We start from the raw sequence: 18,153 nt of genomic DNA, 5'->3' as shown, positions 1-18,153 counted from the left end.
CCGATAAATTCGTCGATAGCTGCGTTAATGATGAGCTCGTGTCACTACGCCTGGAAGGAGTAATCGCTTGCAAGCGATCACTGCTTCGTCGGCGTAGAGCTGCGCTCTGCGAAACCCCGACTCCGCCCCCACCGTGTGACACGAGCTCATCAGTTGGGTCAGGCGAAGGCGCGGTAGACGAAGTTGCGGAAGCGGACAGTGCCGGTGCCGGTGGCGTACAGGGCGGGCTTCAGCGACATGAAGCCGCCGCGCACGTTCTGGTGGTAGCCAGAGACTTCGTAGCCACGCGGGCCGCGCAGCCAAGTCCTGCCGTCGCCGGAGAGGTGGATGCTGACGATGTGCTTGCGGTTGCGGATGCGCAGGAACACGCGCTTGCCGAACGCATTCGCTGGCGTGCCGTGCTCGGTGCCGTAGCGGTGCAGCACGAGGTTCTGCTCACCGAACCCCATGCCGCAATACAGCTTGTGGTCGTAGAACAGCACGATGCCGCCGCGTGCGCCGCCTTCCACTTCGATCTCGCATTCGACTTCGTAATCCTGGTCCGGCACCACGAACAGCAGCGGCGACGAATCCGACGGCTGCGTGCCGCTGGCGCGTAAGGACAGCACGCCATCGCGCCGCGACAGCCGCTTGCCTTCATCGGGCGACGGATTGAAGAAGCTCCACTGCACGCCATACTTGTCCGTACTGAAGTCATCGGACAGCGCCATGCCGTGCGGCCCCGCCTTGCCGCCCGCCGGCTTCTTCAACGGCTGCGACAGATCGCCGCCACCGAAGTCCGGCCAGCCATCCTTCGACCAGGTGACGGGCGCCAGCAGCGCCTGCCGGCCCAGCGTCCAGAAGCCGTTCTCGTAGCCGTGGTAGACGCCCCACCAGTCGCCGGCAGGTCCTTCGACGAGGGTGGCATGGCCGCGCGACCACCATTTTTCCTCGTTCCTCACCGTGCGCACCAGCGGATTGCGGGGATGGTGTTCCCACGGCCCGTGGATGGACTTCGAGCGCGCCGCGATCACCATGTGCCCCGTCGGCGGGCCGGACGTGCCGCCCACCGCCAGCACGAGGTAGAACCAGCCGTCGTGGCGCAGGACCTTGGGGCCCTCCGGCGAGAAGGCTTCCACTTCCCAGTCGTCCGGATAGCGCCACGGGTCGTACACGTGTTCCGGCTTGCCGACTGTCGACAGGCCATCGTCGGCCAGCCGCACGCGGTCGACGCCGGACAGGAACAGCCAGCGCGAGCCATCCTCGCCCACGGCATGGCCGGGATCGATGTTGCGCGGCAGGTCCAGGTCGATAGGGTCCGACCAGGGGCCACGGATGTCGTCGGCCCAGATCACCCACGATGTCGTCTTCGATCCGGGCACCGCCGTCTTCTTGGTCGGGATGTACAGGAAGTAGCGGCCCTTGTGCTTGCACAGCTCCGGCGCCCACACCGAGCCGATGTTGCGCGTCAGCGCGGCCGTGACGGGCTGCCAGTTCACCAGGTCCTGCGAATGCCAGATCACGAGGCCGGGATAGGCATCGAAGGTGGAGAACGTCATGTAGTAGTCGTTCCCGTCCTTCAGGATCGACGGATCCGGGTGGTCGCCCGCCACGATCGGGTTGAGGAACGTTCCGTTGCCCAGGTCCGGCTTGCGCTGGCCTTCCACATTGCTGCCCCAGGCCGGGGCCGTGGCAGGAACACAGGCCGCCGCACTTACCGCCTGTGTGCCGAAAACCAGCGAGCCGAGGCCCGCCGATTTCATCAGGTTACGTCGCGATACCAAGGTCTCGCCCCGCTCAGAACTTGTAGCGGGCGCCGAGCAGGTACTCGCGGCCGGTGACGTTGTGGACGTTGACGCTGTTGCGTGCGCGGCCCACGAACTGGTCGCTCGCCTCGTTCGTCAGGTTGACGCCTTCGAACGTGAACTCCAGCTTGTCGTTCCACTTGTACGACAGGGACAGGTCGACGTTGGTCGTCTCGTTCTTGCCGGCGACATCGTTGTTGTTCGCGGCCGGCACGGTCTGCAGGTAGGCCGAGCGGTAGGCGCCGGTCAGGCGGGCGCTGAACTTGCCGTCGTCGTAATAGAACGTGGTGTTCCACGACTTCGGCGACAGGTTCACCAGGTCGTCGCGCACCGTGCCGCTGTTCGCCGCCGTGGCCGAGATGATGTAGTCGATCTTCGAGGACACCTTCGTGTAGTTGGCGATCACGCCGAAGTTGCGGCTCCAGGTCGGGAACGACGCCGGCAGGAACGTGAACGGCTGCTGGTAGTTCAGCTCATAGCCGCGCAGCTTGCCGCCCGGCGTGTTCTGGAAGCTCGTCACGTCGAACACTTCGGTGCCGTTGAAGTTCGCCGGCAGCAGCGACAGCGGCAGGCCGGTCTGGTTGTACGGCATCGACTGGCGCACGCCCTGCACATAGCTCTCGATATTCTTCTGGAACAGGCCCAGGCCCAGGAAGGCCTTGTTCTTGAAGTAGTACTCGAAGGAGGCGTCGAAGGTCTTGGCGCGGAACGGTTCCAGCAGCGGATTGCCCGACGAGATGCCCAGCGCGCCGACGGTGCTCACGCTGCCGCCCGGATTCAGGTTGCCCAGCGGTGGACGCGACAGCACTTTCGCGGCGGCCAGGCGCACCAGGAATTCCGGCGTGATGTTGGTCGTCACGTTGAAGGCCGGCAGGAAGTCCTTGTACTCGTTGTCCGCCGTGACGGAGGCGCCATTGCCGACGGACGTGTAGCCGGTGGCCGTCAGCTTGGTCTGCACGTAGCGGCCGCCCAGGTTGCCGCGCACGCCGTAGCCCCACAGTTCCGTCTCGAAGTCGCCCTGCAGGAAGATGCCGTTGTCCTCTTCCTTCACGGCGCGGTTGTTGCCGCGTGCCGCCGTGTTGGTGAGCGACGTGAGCGTGTAGTCGCCGGGGCCGCCGACCGGACCCGATTTCAGGCAATTGCAGAACGCGTCGTACAACGACGTGATGGCGGCGATGTTCGGCATGATCCAGCCGTTCGGATTGCCGGCCGGGATGTCCTGGCCGCGGCCGAAGTCGGTGAGCAGCGTGGACAGGCCGGCGATGTCGGTGCCGGCCGGCAGCCCGTACATCGTCTCGTTGTTGCGGCGCGATTCCCAGGTGCGGAATTTATAGCGCTTGATGTTCACGCCGCCCTTGACGGTCCACGTGTCGCTGGCGCGCCAGGCGAGATCGGTGCTGAACACGTCGTTGACGTTCTCGGTACCGGCCGGGCGGATGCGGATCTCGCTCGGCAGCGCATTGGCCGCGGCGGTGGCGCCGGCCGGCACGCCGTAGATGCTCAGCACGCCGGGCTTGGTCACGTCGAACGGATACGTGATGACGGGCAGCCGGTCGTTCTGGCGGAAGTCCACCGTGTAGCCATTGACGTTCGGCGCATCGAGCGTCACGGTGGTCTGCACCGGGTTGTCGAACATCGACTTGGCGCGGCCCAGCGCGGCAGTCAGGCGCAGGTTCTCGCTGATCTGATGCGACAGGTTCAGCGTCGGCTGGATGAACTTTGTCGTCATCTCGTCGTAGCGCGACTCGGAGCGGATGTCCACGCCGTTGAACACGCCGTAGGTCATGCGGCCCAGCGAGTCGTACTGCACGTCGACGACGGAGGTCTGCGGCTTGCCGCCCGAGCTCAGGTTGCGGCTGAACGAGAAGCCTTCGATGTAGTTTTCCTCGCGCGTGGCATCCAGGTCCGCATACAGCAGGTCCAGCGAGATGCGGGTGCCGCGCTGGGGCTTCCATTCGAACGAGGTGGTCACGCCCAGGCGGTCCTGGTCGTGCACCATGCGGCCGTAGCGGGGGAAGCGCGGGTGGAAGTTCGCGGCGCTGCTTGCGGCATTGTAGGCGGCCACGTTGGCGGGCGTGTTCGGCAGGCGGTTGGTCGTCGTGAAGCCGGGCGCCGTGGTGCCGCACGTGGTCGACGTCGACGGGCCCACGCCCATCGGCGCGCACCAGCCGCCGACGGACGGGCCGTTGTCCCAGCGGCCGGTGGAGAAGCCGTCCTCGTACAGGTTGCGGCGGCCCCACGCGACGGAGACCAGGTAGCCCATCGTGTTGTTGTTGAAGGTGTCGCTGAACATGATCGCGCCGCGCGGATCGGTCTTCTTCGACAGGTCGTTGTAGCGGCCCTTGATCATGGCGGTGGCATTGAAGCCGCGCTTGGCCAGGTCGAACGGGCGCAGGGTCTGCAGGTCGACAGTGGCGCCCAGCGAACCTTCTTCCACGTCGGCGGCGGAACTCTTGCGCACGGTGAGCGAGGAGAACAGCTCGGAAGCAAACACGTTGAAGTCGAAGCCGCGGCCGCGGTTGGTGCCGCCGCTGTTGTCGCTGCCGCCGGTGGTGGCCAGCGCCTCGATGCCGTTGATGCGCACGCGCGTGAAGTCCTGGCCCAGGCCGCGCACGGTGATGCTGCGGCCTTCGCCGGCGTCGCGGTCGATCGCCACGCCCGGCACGCGCTGCAGCGATTCGGCCAGGTTCGTGTCGGGGAACTTGCCGATGTCTTCGGCCTTGATCACGTCGACGATGCTGTTCTCGGTGCGCTTGGCGTTCAGGGCGCTCTCGAGCGAGGCGCGCAGGCCCGTCACGACGACCTTCTGGGTCTCGTCGGCGGTTTCCTGTGCATGAAGTGGGGTGCCGATCGCCAGGATGGCAGAGGCGAGCGCGGTCAGTTGCAGTCTGCTGCGTTGCATTGATGATCTCCGGTTGTTTTTATAAGTGCTCTACGCTGAGGCGCCGATCGGGACCTGAGGGTCGCCGACGAGCGTCACCGCAATGATTAACCAACCTTGTGTCGAAACACAAATCATCAAAAACCATGGGTGGCGGCCAAAAAACGATATCAGAAATGCCAATGTCCGCCAATTACCGGCTTTTTCGCGCAATATTGGTGGATCCTGCATGTTGCGGCTCATCACTTATTTGTATATCCGGTCGGGCCACCTTTCATTCAGTCCGACCAGTGACGCATTCTTGCAACAAGTGGTCAGGCCGCTTGATGGCTTGGAGTTAAGTTTTTCGGTTTGGTGATTGTTAAATTGAGGAAGGAACATCCGCTGGCGGGGCGTGGGATTATTACGAGCACAAGTTCAGGGCGTGGGATTCGGTGAGAATTGGCTGCCGAAGCACGGTCGTTCGCCCCAATAGTGTCTACGATTTACTACAAATCGGCAAAATCAGTAATTTACATTCCCCAACCTATTTACATACGGCAACTAACGCGTAGAATACGTTCCTGAGCCGACCCAACCAATGTCGCCGAACATCGCCGCCCGAACTTGAGCGGTTTCTTCAGCCACCAACGACATCAGGAAAGCTCCATGCACACCAATCAGCACGCCGTCACCACCGCCGAACACGACCTGCACGCGATCAACAGCGCGCTGAACCGGGTACAGGCCGTTATCGAATTCCAGCTCGACGGCACCATCACCCACGCAAACGAGAATTTCCTGAACACGGTCGGCTATACGCTGGAAGAAGTGGTGGGCCGCCACCACTCGATGTTCTGCGACGCCGAATACGCCGCCTCGGCCGCCTACGAAGCCTTCTGGACGAAGCTGCGCCGCGGCGAGTTCGAGTCGGCCCAGTACCGCCGTCTGGCCAAGGGCGGCCGCGACGTGTGGATCGACGCTTCGTACAACCCGATCCTGGGCGCCGACGGCGTGCCCTATAAAGTCATCAAGTTCGCCACCGACATCACGCGCTACAAGGTCGAGGCCAACGAGCACGCCGGCCTGGTGCAGGCCATCGAGAAGTCGCAGGCCGTCGTGGAATTCGACATGAACGGCATCCTGCTGAGCGCCAATGCCAATTTCCTGTCACTGCTGGGCTACCAGTTGGCGGACGTGCAGGGCGAGCACCACCGCGTGTTCTGCGACGACGAGTACGCGTCCAGCCTGGAATACCGCAAGTTCTGGCAGAAGCTCAACCGCGGCGAATACGACAGCGGCCGCTACAAGCGCCTCGGCGCCGACGGCCGCCCCGTGTGGATCCAGGCGACCTACAACCCCATCTTCGACCTGAACGGCAACCCGTACAAGGTCGTGAAGTTCGCCACCGACATCACCGAGCAGGTGGAGCTGGAAGTGTCCGTCGAGCAGAATGCCGCGGCCGACCGCCGCAAGGTGTCGATGCTGCTGGATCACGTGGAACGCGCTTCGGCGGGCGACCTGACGGCCACCATCGACATCGAAGGTTCCGAGCCGATCGACATGCTGGGCGCCGGCGTGGCCAAGATGATCAGCGACCTGCGCGGCGTGATCGCCCACGTGGTCTCCGAAGCGAACAACCTGTCCAACTCGGCCGGCACGATCGCCGAACGCTCGAACGTGGTGGCCGGCGGTGCGCAGGCGCTGGGCGCGACCGTGGAGGAAATGAACGCCTCGATCGACGGTCTGACCACGTCGATCACGACGATTGCCCGCGGCGCCCAGGAAGCGAACGTGCTGGCGCAGACGACCAAGGATGCCGCCGAAACGGGCGCCAAGGCCGTGGCCCGCTCGATCGAATCGATGGCCCTGATCAACCAGTCGTCGGAAGACATCGGCGAGATCGTGAAAGTGATCGGCGAGATCGCCAGCCAGACCAATATGCTGGCCTTCAACGCGGCCATCGAAGCGGCCCGCGCCGGCGAGCATGGCCTGGGCTTCTCGGTGGTGGCGGACGAAGTGCGCAAGCTGGCCGAACGCTCGTCGCAGGCCACCAAGGAGATCTCCAAGCTGATCGCCGAATCCGTCAAGCGCGTGGCGCAGGGCAGCGAGATCTCGCGCCATGCCAGCGACGCGTTCGACCGCATCGCCCAGGGCGTGGGCCGCACCTCGCTGGCGATCGCCGACATCTCCGCCTCGGCCAGCGAGCAGTCGCTGACGGCGCGTGAAGTGAGCATCGCCATCGCCCACATCGCCGAGGAAGCGGAGAAGTCGGCCGGCTCCTGCGACAGCATCGCCCGCCAGACCGAGACGCTGAACGAATCGGCCAATGAACTGAACCAGACCGTCTCCGGCTTCACCGTATGATGATGGAACGCGACTCCCTCCAGGATCTGGCCGGTGACTCGCTGGCCGCCATGATCTCGCTGGTGAAGGAACACACCGGCATCGCGATGGACGAACGCAAGGGCGTGCTGCTGCAGGGCCGCCTCCGTCCCCGCATCCGCGCGCTGGGCCTGGCCGGCTACCGCGCCTATATCGACCACGTGAAGAAGGGCGCCGAAGTGCCGGCCTTCATCAGCCTGGTGACCACGAACGACACGGCGTTCTTCCGCACGCCGGTGGTGTGGGACTACCTGGCCGGCGACTTCCTGCCGGCGTGGCTGCGCGACCAGGGCAGCCAGACGCTGCGCATCTGGTCCGCCGCGGCGGCCACCGGCGAGGAAGCGTATTCGCTGGCGATGCTGTGCGTCGACTTCCAGCAGGCCAATCCTGCCTTCCGCTTCCGCATCGATGCGACGGACATCTCGCCGGACGCGCTGGCCGTGGCCCAGGCCGCGCGCTACCAGGGCCGCTCGGTGCAGCGCTTCGAAAGCGATCGCCCGGCGCAGTTCGCGCGCCACATGGTGGCCGACGAGAGCAGCTGGGCGGTGCGCCCGGACGTGACGCGCCATGTGCGCTTCGCCAGCCACCACCTGCTGCGCGAACGCAGCCGCAGCACGTATGACCTGATCCTGCTGCGCAATGTGCTGATGTACTTCACGGATGACGACCAGCTGCGCGCGCTGACCGGCGTGAGCGCGGCTCTGGCACCGCACGGCCGCCTGGTGCTGGGCGAGCAGGATTCGCTGACGCGGCTGGCGGTACCGTTCCGCCTCGTCAAGCCCCATGTCTACGAACTGTCCGGAAAATAAAGGTAGTGTCATGAATGCACTGGCGAAGTCCCCTGAAATGCATGTGCTGAGCGGCGAGTTCAAGGTCGGCAGCGGTGCCGACGTGCTGACCTGCCTGCTGGGCTCCTGTGTCGGCATCGGCATCTTCTGGAAGCGCGGCGGCCGCTGCGGCCTGGCGCACTGCCTGCTGCCCGAAAGCGCTGCCGGCAGCCGCGAGCGCAGCACCCGCTACGTCACGGCCGCGATTCCCGCGCTGCTGATGGCGATGGGCGTGCGCCGCGAGCAGTACGGCGAAGTGGAAGTGGTGATCGCCGGCGGCGCACGCATGCTGGCGCTGGCCCACTCGGCCATCGGCGCGAAGAACGTCGCCACGGCCGAAGAGCAGCTGTCGCGCTCCGGCCTGTCGATCCGTTTCGCCGATACCGGTGGCTACCAGGGCCGCCGCATGCGCATCGAGTGCCAGAGCCAGCATCACACCGTCACGAAGATCGCGCCCGTCGAGCGCTGCAGCGACGCCGACATCGAAGCCCGCAATGAAGCACGTCTGGAAGCCCGCCTGGCCGCGAAAGTGGGCCACCGCCTGCCGCAGCCGGCCCGCACGCCGGCCTTCCGTCCCGCCGTCGCCCGCAAGGAGATGAACCATGCATATGCTTGACATGCCCGCCGCACTGGCGTCCGGTAGCAACCCCCATGGCCCGGCCGCGCAGGCTGCGCTGGCCGCCATGGAATCGGCCCGCGCCGTGGCCGCGAAAGCCCTGGTCGAAGCGGCCGGGATGGAACTGTTCGGCACCTTCCTGCTGGGCGAGGAAGAATTCGCGCTGCCCGCTTCGGCCATCCGCGAAGTGGTGGCCTACCCGGAGCGCGTGACGCCGATGCCGCTGTCGCCGTGCTACCTGGAAGGCATCTTCACGCTGCGCGGCACCGCGATCCCGGTCGTCAACCTGGCGCGCATCTTCCACCCGGACGCGCCGAAGGCCGGCGCCGGCCAGAAGATTGCCATCCTCGACCATGACGATGTCCTGGTCGGCCTGGTGTTCGACGGCACGGGCGAAGTGCTGCGCGTGCGTCCCGAGCAGCGCAGTACCGTCAGCTATGGCGATGGCCATGCCGCTCCCGTCATCGGCGGCACGATCCTGCTGGCCGACGGCGCGCGCCTGCTGCAGGTGCTGGTACCGGAAGCGCTGATCCGCATCGAGAATGTGCCGCAGGTGCGCTCGATGTCGGCCGCCAGCCGCGCCGCCGAGCGCACGCGCTTCCTGCGTCATGCGGAAGCCAAGAAATGCCTGTGCTTCACGGCGGGCAGCACGTCGTTCGCATTCGCCATGTCGGCGGTGCAGGAGATCATCAACGTGCCGGCACTGCGCACGTCGGTCATGATGGGCCCCCTGTGCAAGGGCTGGATCAACTTCCGCGGCCGCGCCGTGGGCGTGATCGACTTCGGTGCGCTGATGCGCTGCGCGCCGGAAGAAGCGGCCGACCCGGCGGACCGCCGCATCCTGATCGCCCGCATCGGCGACGAGCTGCTGGGCTTCCTGGTGGACGGCGTCGATACGATCAATCCTTACTTCGACAGCGATGTGCTGCCGATCCCGCTGCTGGGCACCCAGCGCGGCGCCATGTTCCGCGGCTGCCTGCCGCGCACGAATGGTCCGGACACCCTGTTCCTCGACCACGAGAAGGTGCTGGCCGATGCGGAACTGAAGGAAGTGTGCGCGGGCCACCGCCGCATCTACCAGGACGAAGCCGCCGCCGAAGCGGGCCGCTGCGCCAGCAACGCCGCCGCAGCGCGCCGCCAGGTGTACCTGGCGTTCGGCCTGGGCAGCCCGTGGGCCAGCGACATCTGCCAGGTGCGCGAGATCATCCCGTACACCGGCGCGCTGACCCGCACGCCCGGCACGCCGGCCTGCGTGCAGGGCATGCTGAACCTGCGCCAGCAGATGATCTCCGTGATCGACCTGCGCAAGCTGTACGACATGCCGCCGCTGGAAGACAAGAGCGAGTGCCGCATCCTCGTGCTGGAGCGGGGCGCCGAGCGCTACGGCGTGATCGTCGACAGCGTGCAGAGCATCGTCAACCTGCCGGCCAGCGCACGCCGCCCGTCGCCCAAGCTGCTGCGCGTGGGCGCCACCGAGGCCGACATGCGCTCGGACGTGAAGGAAGTGCTCGAGCTGCCGGATGCCACCGTGCTGTCCCTGTTCGACCGCGATGCCTTCTTCGCCAAGCTTGAAAGCGTCCTGAGCGCCTGATCCAGCGCGCCACCGCAGAGGCCGTGTCCATGTCGGGGTCAGACCCCGACATGGACACGGCCTCTGCCATTTCGGGCGCCAGTTTTACTGCCGAGTTCATGTCACATGGTGCCAGGCACCGTGACACGGACTCGGCAGGTCTGGCGCTACCTCCGAACGATGGTCAGCAAAACCGGAGTGGATCGGCGGCAGGCGCAGTCACTGCCGAGCTCGTGTCACAGTGCCTGACTCCGTGTGACACGGCCTCATCTATGCGCAGAGATGCGAGTCATGCCGCCACGGCAGTGCTTGTAGCCAATCCGACATCCATGCGCCTCCGATCTGCTTCATTACGCTGCCGCCGCGCTAACCCTCAAGGTAACTTTGCTACAAAGCGCGCCGTGTCGCGCTGGCTGGTTGAAGGGCGCGCCGCAACCACCGCTAGGTTTCCCGCCAAGATCCTCTCCTTGGACCGCCAGCATGGTCACGCAACCAATGTCGCCGCACCGCAGCCCGACAAGTGCCCGCCAACGCCGCAGTTCCCAAATTTCGCTACGTGATTACGAGAAAGAATGATGTAAAATTGCTTCATCGTTGCTACACTCGCAACGTCTTGATCCGTTTGTAATCATCTTGATGATTAGAACGGAGCCAGGTGGTGGCGTCAGGCACCAACTGGGGCATCCTGTCGCCGCTGGGGAAGTAGTGGCGCCAGGCACCATGGACTGCTGCGGCTGGCAGGAAGCGGTGAAGGAGGCGGGGCGCCTTGCGGCCATGGGGACCCAGCCGGAAACGGGCAACAAGTCCGTCATATTATTAGAGACAAAAAACATCGATGAATCACTTTTCAACGCTCGACACTATCGTCTTCCTCGTCTATTTCGTCATCGTTGCCGCCTACGGCATCTCGGTGTACCGACGAAAAAGTGCCACCTCCGGCCAGGCTTCGCATGATTACTTCCTCGCCGAAGGGTCGCTGACCTGGTGGGCCATCGGCGCTTCGCTGATCGCTTCCAATATCTCTGCTGAACAATTCATCGGCATGAGCGGCTCCGGCTACAAGATCGGCATGGCGATCGCCGTGTACGAACTGATGGCCGCCGCGACCCTGATCATCGTCGCCGTGTTCTTCATGCCCGTGTACCTGAAGAACCGCATCTACACCATGCCCCAGTTCCTGGAGCGCCGCTACGGCAAGACGGTCGCCACGACGATGGCGCTGTTCTGGCTGGGCCTGTACGTGGTGGTGAACCTGACGTCGATCCTGTACCTGGGCGCGCTGGCGATTTCCAGCGTGGCCGGCCTGGACGTGTTCCCCTGCATGCTGTTCCTGGCCGTGTGCGCCGCGATCATCACGCTGGGCGGCATGAAGGTGATCGGCTACACGGACGTGATCCAGGTGCTGTGCCTGATCATCGGCGGCCTGGTGACGACCTGGATCGCGCTGGACCTGGTGGCCACGCTGGGCGGCAAGAACGGCGCCTTTGCCGGCGCCAGCGAGCTGTTCGTGCGTGCCGGCGAGCACTTCGACATGGTGCTCGCGCGCGACAACCCGAACTACATGGACCTGCCGGGCCTGACGACGCTGATCGGCGGCATGTGGATCGTGAACCTGAACTACTGGGGCTGCAACCAGTACATCACGCAGCGCGCGCTGGGCGCCGACCTGCCGACCGCCCGCAAGGGCCTGCTGTTCGCCGCCTTCCTGAAGCTGCTGATGCCCGTCATCGTGGTGCTGCCCGGTATCGCCGCCTTCGCACTCGACAAGTCCGGCGCGCTGGGCGATGCCATGCGCCCGAACGGCGAGCTGAATCCGGACCGTGCCTACCCGGTCCTGCTGGCCATGCTGCCGGCCGGGATCAAGGGCATTGCGTTCGCGGCGCTGACCGCGGCGGTGGTTGCCTCGCTGGCCGGCAAGGCCAACTCGATCGCCACGATCTTCACGCTGGACATCTACAAGCAGCACTTCAACAAGAGCGCCACGGAGCAGAAGCAGGTGTGGATCGGCCGCGTGTCCGTGGTGATCGCCATCGGCCTGGCCGTGCTGATCGCGCCGTTCCTGGGCATCGACAAGAAGGGCGGCTTCGCCTACATCCAGGAATACACGGGCTTCGTCTCGCCGGGCATCCTGGCCATGTTCCTGCTGGGCTTCTTCTGGAAGAAAACGACGCACGCCGCGGCGATGTTCGCCACGGTCGGCGGCCTGATCCTGTCGGTCGTGCTGAAGTTCCTGCCCGACTTCATGAACCTGGCGTTCCTGTCGCCGATCGGCTTCTCGGTCGACAACGGCAAGGGCGTCTACGAGATCCCGTTCCTGGACCGCATGTTCATCGTGTTCTGGGTCGTCGTGGCCGGCATGGTACTGATCAGCAAACTGAGTGCCGTCGACGGCGAAGCCAAGCGCATGATCATCGACCGCAGCCTGTTCAAGGTGGACCGCGGCTTCGCGCTGGGCTCGGCCGTGATCGCCGTGCTGCTGATCATCGTGTACGCCGCCTGGTGGTGACCTGACGGCGCACATCGCCCGGCAATTTTCAAAAAAAGCCCGCGCACCGTTGTGAAGGACGGTGCTGCGGCGCTATCATCCGACTTGGCCCCCGTCTAGCACCTAGAGCCGGGGGCTTTGTCCACCATCGACCAGTTCAGGAGAAGCATGTTCAATCCCACAGACGATCCGCATCGCCGTTACAACCCCCTCGCGGGTGAATGGGTGCTGGTCTCCCCGCACCGCGCGAAGCGGCCCTGGCAGGGCGCGCAGGAAGCCGTCGACCACGCGGCACGGCCAGCGCACGATCCCAGCTGCTACCTGTGCGCCGGGAACACCCGCGTCAATGGCGAGAAGAATCCCGACTATACGGGCACGTTCGTCTTCGAAAACGACTTTGCCGCGCTGATGGCCGATACGCCGGATGCGCCGGCCAATACGGATCCGCTGTTCCAGAGCGGCAGTGCGCGGGGCCGCAGCCGCGTCATCTGCTTCTCGCCGGACCATGGCAAGACGCTGCCCGAGCTCACGCAGCCGGCCATCGTCGAAGTGGTCAACACCTGGTGCGCGCAGGCGGCCGAACTGGGCGCTACGCACCGCTGGGTGCAGGTGTTCGAGAACAAGGGCGCCGCGATGGGCTGCTCGAACCCGCACCCGCATGGCCAGGTCTGGGCCACCAGCTTCCTGCCGAACCTGCCCGCGAAGGAAGACGTCACGCAGCGCGACTACCTGGCGCAGAACGGCCGGTCGATGCTCCTCGATTACGCCGAGCGCGAAGCGGCCGCCGGCGAACGCGTCGTCGTGAAGACCGACCACTGGCTGGCCGTGGTCCCTTACTGGGCGGCGTGGCCGTTCGAGATCCTGCTGTTGCCGCGCTTTGCCGTGCAGCGCCTGGAAGACCTGCAGCCGGCCCAGCGCGAAGACCTGGCGCTCGCCCTGAAGCGCGTCACGACCAAGTACGACAACCTGTTCCAGGCCTCGTTCCCGTACTCGATGGGCTGGCACGGCCTGCCGTATGGAGAGGGCGATGCGGATGGCAAGGAAGCCTGGCAGCTGCACGCCCACTTCTACCCGCCGCTGCTGCGCTCGGCCACCGTGCGCAAGTTCATGGTGGGCTTCGAGATGCTGGCCGAGTCGCAGCGCGACCTGACGCCGGAGCAGGCCGCCGAGCGCCTGCGCGCGCTGCCGGACGTGCACTACCTGCAGGCCGACCAGTCCTGATCAAAGCCCCGCTTTTAAAGCCCAACTACCGAGCATTAACATGATGAGTGAACTGATTTCCCGCACCCGCACCGCCTTCGAGAGCGCCTTTGGCGCCGCGCCGGCGATCGTCGTGCAGGCCCCCGGCCGCGTCAACCTGATCGGCGAACACACGGACTACAACGACGGCTTCGTGCTGCCGTGCGCGATCGATTACCGCACCGTGATCGCCGCCCGCGAGCGCGACGACCGCACCGTGCGCATCATCGCCGCCGACTACGCCGGTGCCGTGGACGAGTTCTCGCTCGACCAGCCGCTGGAGCGCGTGGCCACGCCGATGTGGGCGAACTACGTGCGGGGCGTGATCGACGAGCTGCTCAAGCGCGGCCTGCCGCTGAAGGGCATGGACATGGCCGTCTCCGGCGACGTGCCGCAGGGTGCCGGCCTGTCGTCGTCCGCCTCGCTGTCGGTGGCGGTGGCCAGCCTGTTCGCCACGCTGCCGGGCCTGGAACAGCTGAGCCCCATCGACCTGGCGCTGATCGCCCAGGCGTCCGAGAACAACTTCGTCGGCACCCAGTGCGGCAATATGGACCAGATCATCTCGGCCGCCGGCATCGAGGGCAATGCGCTGATGATCGACTGCCGTTCGCTGCAGACGCAGCCGGTGCCGATCCCGGCCGGCGCCGCGATCATGATCCTGCACTCGCACGTGGAGCGGGGTCTGGTCGACAGCGAATACAACACGCGCAGGAAGCAGTGCGAAGCGGCTGCCAGCCACTTCGGCGTGAAGGCGCTGCGCGACGTCGACCTGCCGCTGCTGGAGCAGCGCGGCGGCGAGCTGGATCCGGTCGTGCTGCGCCGCGCCCGCCACATCGTGACGGAAAATGCGCGCGTGCTGGCCGCCGCCGATGCGCTGGGCCAGGGCAACCTGCCGCGCATGGGCGAGCTGATGCAGGCCTCGCACGTGTCGATGCGCGACGACTTCGAGATTACCGTGCCGCTGATCGACCAGCTGGTGGACATCGTCAAGAACGTCATCGGCACGGCCGGCGGCGTGCGCATGACGGGCGGCGGCTTCGGCGGCTGCGTGGTGGCGCTGGTGCCGGAAGCGCTGGTGGCGCCCGTGCAGGCCGCGGTGGCCGAGCAGTATCGCGGGCCGAAGGGCCAGCAGTCGACCATCTATGTGTGCCGTGCTGCGGCGGGCGCGGGCGAAGTCGCTGCCTGAGTGTTGTTGCTGCTGGACCGGGAAGGGCCGCCGCTGGCGGCCCTTTTTATTCGCGGAACGCTTGCCGATCGGCTGCGGTCAGGACACACCGGTGTTTACGCGCAGCTGGCGAACGGCATCCGCCCGCCCGTCAAGGCGCCTTGCCGTAATAAACCGGTGCCCCATCGAACACGACTTCGATCCGGTCGAGAATGAAGCCCGGGTCGAGTGGGATCACGCGCAGCCGATGTGCGCCGGGCTTCAACGATGGCAACGGCACCGTGCGTACCGCGGTATTGCTCAGCACATTCTGCTTCCACGCGTCGCTGCGGCCCACGGTCGCGAAATCCAGCGCGACAGGCGCGGCATCATCGAGCGCAACTGCGATGCGCAGCTGGTTGGCCGACGTGAGCGCGTGGACCGGCACGGCAACGATCTTCAACCGTGCCGCGTCGGTCGAGCGGGTGTGGAACGCGTACTCCAGCGCCGCCGCATCGGCCGCTGGCACCTCCTGCAGCTCCCGCGACGCGAGGTGGAGGTCCGCGCGCAGCGCCGTTCCGAAGCTGCCCAGCTCCACCGCAGACCATCCGGCTGCCCGCGCAGCGGTGGCCGGCAGCGTGACGATGCGTTCGCGCTCCGTCGGCACCTTGGCGCCACCGGTTGCCATCAACTTCGCTTCCGGCACCTCGGCACCCCCCGCCGCCGTCACCTTCACGGCCAGCTTCTGCGCACCGCACGTGAACTGCAGCCCATTCACGGCACCCCGCCCGTCGTAGCTGACGGCCACGCGCTGCTCGAAACCGTTCGATGCCGCCAGCGATCCCTCGGCCAGCGCGACCCGCAACCCTGCCGGTACCGATGATGCGGACCAGCGCAGCGGCGTAGCGCCATACTGGATGACGGTCACCGTCTTTGTCTCCGGCACGCCCCGTGTGAAGGCCAGCGATCCGCCCTGTTGCGACAGCGGCGTGGGGTAGGCGAGGCCACAGTCCTTGCGGACCGGGGTGCCGTAGACGGGAAACGCGGGCGCATCGAACACGGGCAGCCGGCGTGGCGCCGCATCCATCATGCCGCGCCACTTGCCGCCGCCCAGCGCGTTGTACTGCGCCGTATCGGCCACGATGGCGGCCTGCGCGGCCCGTGCCTGTTCCGCATACAGCGATGCGGACGGGCGTCCGGCGCGGGCATACTGGGCCGCGAGATCGAGCTTCAGGATGCGCGCGTTCAGGTTCGCGCTCGCCCGCACCGGATACAGCACCAGCTGGAAGAACGCGTCCTGGCGGTTGGCGGGCAGGGCGGCGGCAATCGCCTGGGCCCGCAGCGCCAGTGCCGCATAGCGCGCCAGCCGCTGCTCGGCCTCTTCGCCGCCCGATTGCAGGTAGTCCGTCTGCCGCGTGGGCGTGGTGGGCTCGGTCTGGCTGAAGCCCATGAATTCGGGCCGGCGCGCCCAGGCCAGCGCGTAGTACTCGGTCAGGATCGCGGCAATCGCCTCCCCGTGCTCGCGGCCGAACTGCGCGGCCGACCAGGCGGACAGGTGTTCCGCGGCGCTCCGGTCGAGCACGCGCCGGTCAAAGGCGGCGTCGAGGAAGTACTGCGTCAGGTATTCGCCCGGCTTGATGTCGCCCACATTGGCGACCCACACGCGGTCCGTGCCGGTAGCCAGCGCGCGCTGCAGCTGGTCGCGGACCAGGCCCGGCGCCGTCGTCGCCAGCCACAGGTAGTCGTGCGGCCGGCCCCAGTAGGACAGGTGGTAATACAGTCCCGTGCCCCCGCTGCGCGCGGCCTCGCGCGGGGTGCTGAGCTGGTGCAGGTAGCCGTAGTTATCGTCCGGCCAGATCAGCGTGATGTCGTCCGGCACCTGCAGGCCGCTGTTGTAGATGTCCAGCACTTCCTTGTATACGGTCAGCGCCTGCGGGATCTGCGCCAGCGGGCGCTTCTGCGCCGCGGCGAGGAGGCCACGCTGCACGCCGATCACGTCCGCCACGCCACTGCGGGCTTCGTCCAGCGTGTTGGCGCCTTCCATGGCCGAGTCGTGCACGCCGCGGATGCCCATCGAGTAAAAATTCTCGTAGCCCCGGCCGGCGTCGACACGGTCTTGCCAGTAGCGGGTCAGCGCATCGCGGTTGGTGAACCAGTTGAACGCGCCGTCGCGCTTCTGCCATTCGCGCACGTTATTGCGCATCATCGGTTCGGCATGGGACGTGCCCACGATGATGGCGTAGTCGCGTGCCTTGTCCGCGTTGCCGGGGACCTGGTAGAACGGTTTCGTGGAGTCGTGCATCGCCGGCCAGATCAGGTTGGCCTTCAGGCGCCACATCAATTCGAAGATCCGGCCATAGGTCTTCGGTCCGATGTCGCCGGCCGGATCGAACGTCCTGGCGGCCCACGGCTGCAGGCCCCAGTCCTCGTCGTTCAGGAAGATGCCGCGGTAGCGTACGGACGGTGCCGCCGAGACGATGCGCTCGCCATTCACGACGACCCGGTCTTGCACGGCCGGCGTGACATCGGCCCACCATTCCCAGGCCGAGACGCCCAGCTCGCGCGACAGGTCCACCGCGCCATACACGGCGCCGCGCGTGTCGGCACCGGCGATCACCAGCAGCCGCGTACCGGGCTTCTTGCGCGAGGCCACACCCACCCGCACGTAGCGTTCGTATTGGCCCGCCAGCGCGGAGAAATCGAGGCCTTCGTCCTGTGCGATGGCGCGCAGCAGCGGCGCATCATGGCGGCCGATGACGATGCAGACCTCACGGCAGTCGGCCAGCTTGCCGGTGCGTGCCGGTGCGGCGCCCGTGACGGCACGCAGGTCGCCGCTCACGAGGTCGGCCGCGAGCCGCATGGTCGTATCGTCGTCGGCCAGCACGCTCACCGGGACCGGCGTCCTCGCACCGCCCAGAGCGAAGTCGGCCGCCCTGGCACTACCGGCGAATCCAGGCAGCGAGAAAGCGAGGGACACGGGCAGGAGCAGGGGCAGGAATAGACGGTGCAGTGTCATGGCGGCGAACGGGAGTGGGGACGTGCGCAGGATACTAGCGCACCGCCGCCGGCACCGGAGGGGGCAAGCACTCATGTTGATGAGCATTCGCGCCGCGCCACGAGAACGCTATCCCGTCCTGCTGCTTTGCTTATCACGAAACGCCGCATTAACAATCGCGAAATGGTTCGTTTTGCCTGGCGAACCCCGCTGCTATTCTCGGCCATCACTCGAGACTCACTCAGCGG

11 protein-coding genes are annotated in these 18,153 nt (G+C 66.1%); 7 read left to right on the top strand and 4 right to left on the bottom strand.

The features are described from left to right. Nucleotides 1–158: 158 nt before the first annotated feature. The 3 genes from IP91_RS07390 to IP91_RS07380 are packed head-to-tail and all read right to left on the bottom strand — an operon-like array spanning nucleotide 159 to nucleotide 4,908. Nucleotides 159–1,742, bottom strand: a complete 1,584-nt coding sequence (locus IP91_RS07390; protein WP_145648193.1) for a family 43 glycosylhydrolase — start codon at nucleotides 1,740–1,742, stop codon at nucleotides 159–161. A 34-nt stretch (nucleotides 1,743–1,776) separates the two neighbouring features. Then, complete coding sequence (locus IP91_RS07385) at nucleotides 1,777–4,686, bottom strand: TonB-dependent receptor (protein ID WP_145648191.1); 2,910 nt, start codon at nucleotides 4,684–4,686, stop codon at nucleotides 1,777–1,779. A gap of 30 nt (nucleotides 4,687–4,716) precedes the next feature. Beyond that, nucleotides 4,717–4,908, bottom strand: a complete 192-nt coding sequence (locus tag IP91_RS07380; RefSeq protein ID WP_145648189.1) for a hypothetical protein — start codon at nucleotides 4,906–4,908, stop codon at nucleotides 4,717–4,719. Between the two features lie 405 nt (nucleotides 4,909–5,313). On the opposite strand from IP91_RS07380, the gene IP91_RS07375 reads away from it, so the two are divergent. The 7 genes from IP91_RS07375 (at nucleotide 5,314) to galK (ending at nucleotide 14,952) form a co-directional block, all read left to right on the top strand. Then, nucleotides 5,314–7,011, top strand: coding sequence for a methyl-accepting chemotaxis protein (locus tag IP91_RS07375; protein WP_145648188.1), 1,698 nt, complete (start codon nucleotides 5,314–5,316; stop codon nucleotides 7,009–7,011). Further along, nucleotides 7,008–7,838: a CheR family methyltransferase gene (locus IP91_RS07370; RefSeq protein WP_145648186.1), complete on the top strand. Its 831-nt coding sequence runs from the start codon at nucleotides 7,008–7,010 to the stop codon at nucleotides 7,836–7,838. The genes IP91_RS07375 and IP91_RS07370 overlap by 4 nt, the downstream gene beginning before the upstream one ends. A gap of 10 nt (nucleotides 7,839–7,848) precedes the next feature. After that, entirely contained in the window at nucleotides 7,849–8,472 is a 624-nt protein-coding gene (locus IP91_RS07365) for a chemotaxis protein CheD (RefSeq protein ID WP_158643107.1), read from the top strand. Then, entirely contained in the window at nucleotides 8,459–10,063 is a 1,605-nt protein-coding gene (locus tag IP91_RS07360) for a chemotaxis protein CheW (RefSeq protein WP_145648183.1), read from the top strand. The genes IP91_RS07365 and IP91_RS07360 overlap by 14 nt, the downstream gene beginning before the upstream one ends. Nucleotides 10,064–10,877: 814 nt before the next feature. Next, on the top strand, nucleotides 10,878–12,548 hold the full coding sequence (locus IP91_RS07355) for a sodium:solute symporter family transporter (RefSeq protein ID WP_145648181.1): 1,671 nt from the start codon (nucleotides 10,878–10,880) through the stop codon (nucleotides 12,546–12,548). 147 nt (nucleotides 12,549–12,695) lie between these two features. Then, complete coding sequence (locus tag IP91_RS07350) at nucleotides 12,696–13,748, top strand: UDP-glucose--hexose-1-phosphate uridylyltransferase (RefSeq protein ID WP_145648180.1); 1,053 nt, start codon at nucleotides 12,696–12,698, stop codon at nucleotides 13,746–13,748. Between the two features lie 40 nt (nucleotides 13,749–13,788). Further along, the gene (gene galK, locus IP91_RS07345) at nucleotides 13,789–14,952 is read left to right on the top strand and encodes a galactokinase (RefSeq protein WP_199754530.1); all 1,164 of its coding nucleotides are present in this window, start codon (nucleotides 13,789–13,791) and stop codon (nucleotides 14,950–14,952) included. 130 nt (nucleotides 14,953–15,082) lie between these two features. Here galK and IP91_RS07340 read toward each other — a convergent pair whose 3' ends face one another. After that, complete coding sequence (locus tag IP91_RS07340) at nucleotides 15,083–17,926, bottom strand: glycosyl hydrolase 115 family protein (protein ID WP_145648178.1); 2,844 nt, start codon at nucleotides 17,924–17,926, stop codon at nucleotides 15,083–15,085. Nucleotides 17,927–18,153: the final 227 nt, after the last annotated feature.

It is taken from the genome of Pseudoduganella lurida (assembly GCF_007830455.1).
GTDB lineage: Bacteria > Pseudomonadota > Gammaproteobacteria > Burkholderiales > Burkholderiaceae_D > Rugamonas > Rugamonas lurida.
The sequence above is the reverse complement of the archived record's forward strand: the minus strand, read 5'-3'. Positions and strand labels throughout refer to the sequence as shown.

Excerpts from the sequence above, each read along its gene's own strand:
- IP91_RS07360 (WP_145648183.1), top strand. The coding sequence starts at position 8,459 with ATGCATATGCTTGACATGCCCGCCGCACTGGCGTCCGGTAGCAACCCC.
- IP91_RS07385 (WP_145648191.1), bottom strand. The coding sequence starts at position 4,686 with ATGCAACGCAGCAGACTGCAACTGACCGCGCTCGCCTCTGCCATCCTG.
- IP91_RS07380 (WP_145648189.1), bottom strand. The coding sequence starts at position 4,908 with ATGAGCCGCAACATGCAGGATCCACCAATATTGCGCGAAAAAGCCGGT.
- IP91_RS07340 (WP_145648178.1), bottom strand. The coding sequence starts at position 17,926 with ATGACACTGCACCGTCTATTCCTGCCCCTGCTCCTGCCCGTGTCCCTC.
- galK (WP_199754530.1), top strand. The coding sequence starts at position 13,789 with ATGATGAGTGAACTGATTTCCCGCACCCGCACCGCCTTCGAGAGCGCC.
- IP91_RS07370 (WP_145648186.1), top strand. The coding sequence starts at position 7,008 with ATGATGATGGAACGCGACTCCCTCCAGGATCTGGCCGGTGACTCGCTG.
- IP91_RS07390 (WP_145648193.1), bottom strand. The coding sequence starts at position 1,742 with ATGAAATCGGCGGGCCTCGGCTCGCTGGTTTTCGGCACACAGGCGGTA.
- IP91_RS07350 (WP_145648180.1), top strand. The coding sequence starts at position 12,696 with ATGTTCAATCCCACAGACGATCCGCATCGCCGTTACAACCCCCTCGCG.
- IP91_RS07375 (WP_145648188.1), top strand. The coding sequence starts at position 5,314 with ATGCACACCAATCAGCACGCCGTCACCACCGCCGAACACGACCTGCAC.
- IP91_RS07355 (WP_145648181.1), top strand. The coding sequence starts at position 10,878 with ATGAATCACTTTTCAACGCTCGACACTATCGTCTTCCTCGTCTATTTC.
- IP91_RS07365 (WP_158643107.1), top strand. The coding sequence starts at position 7,849 with ATGAATGCACTGGCGAAGTCCCCTGAAATGCATGTGCTGAGCGGCGAG.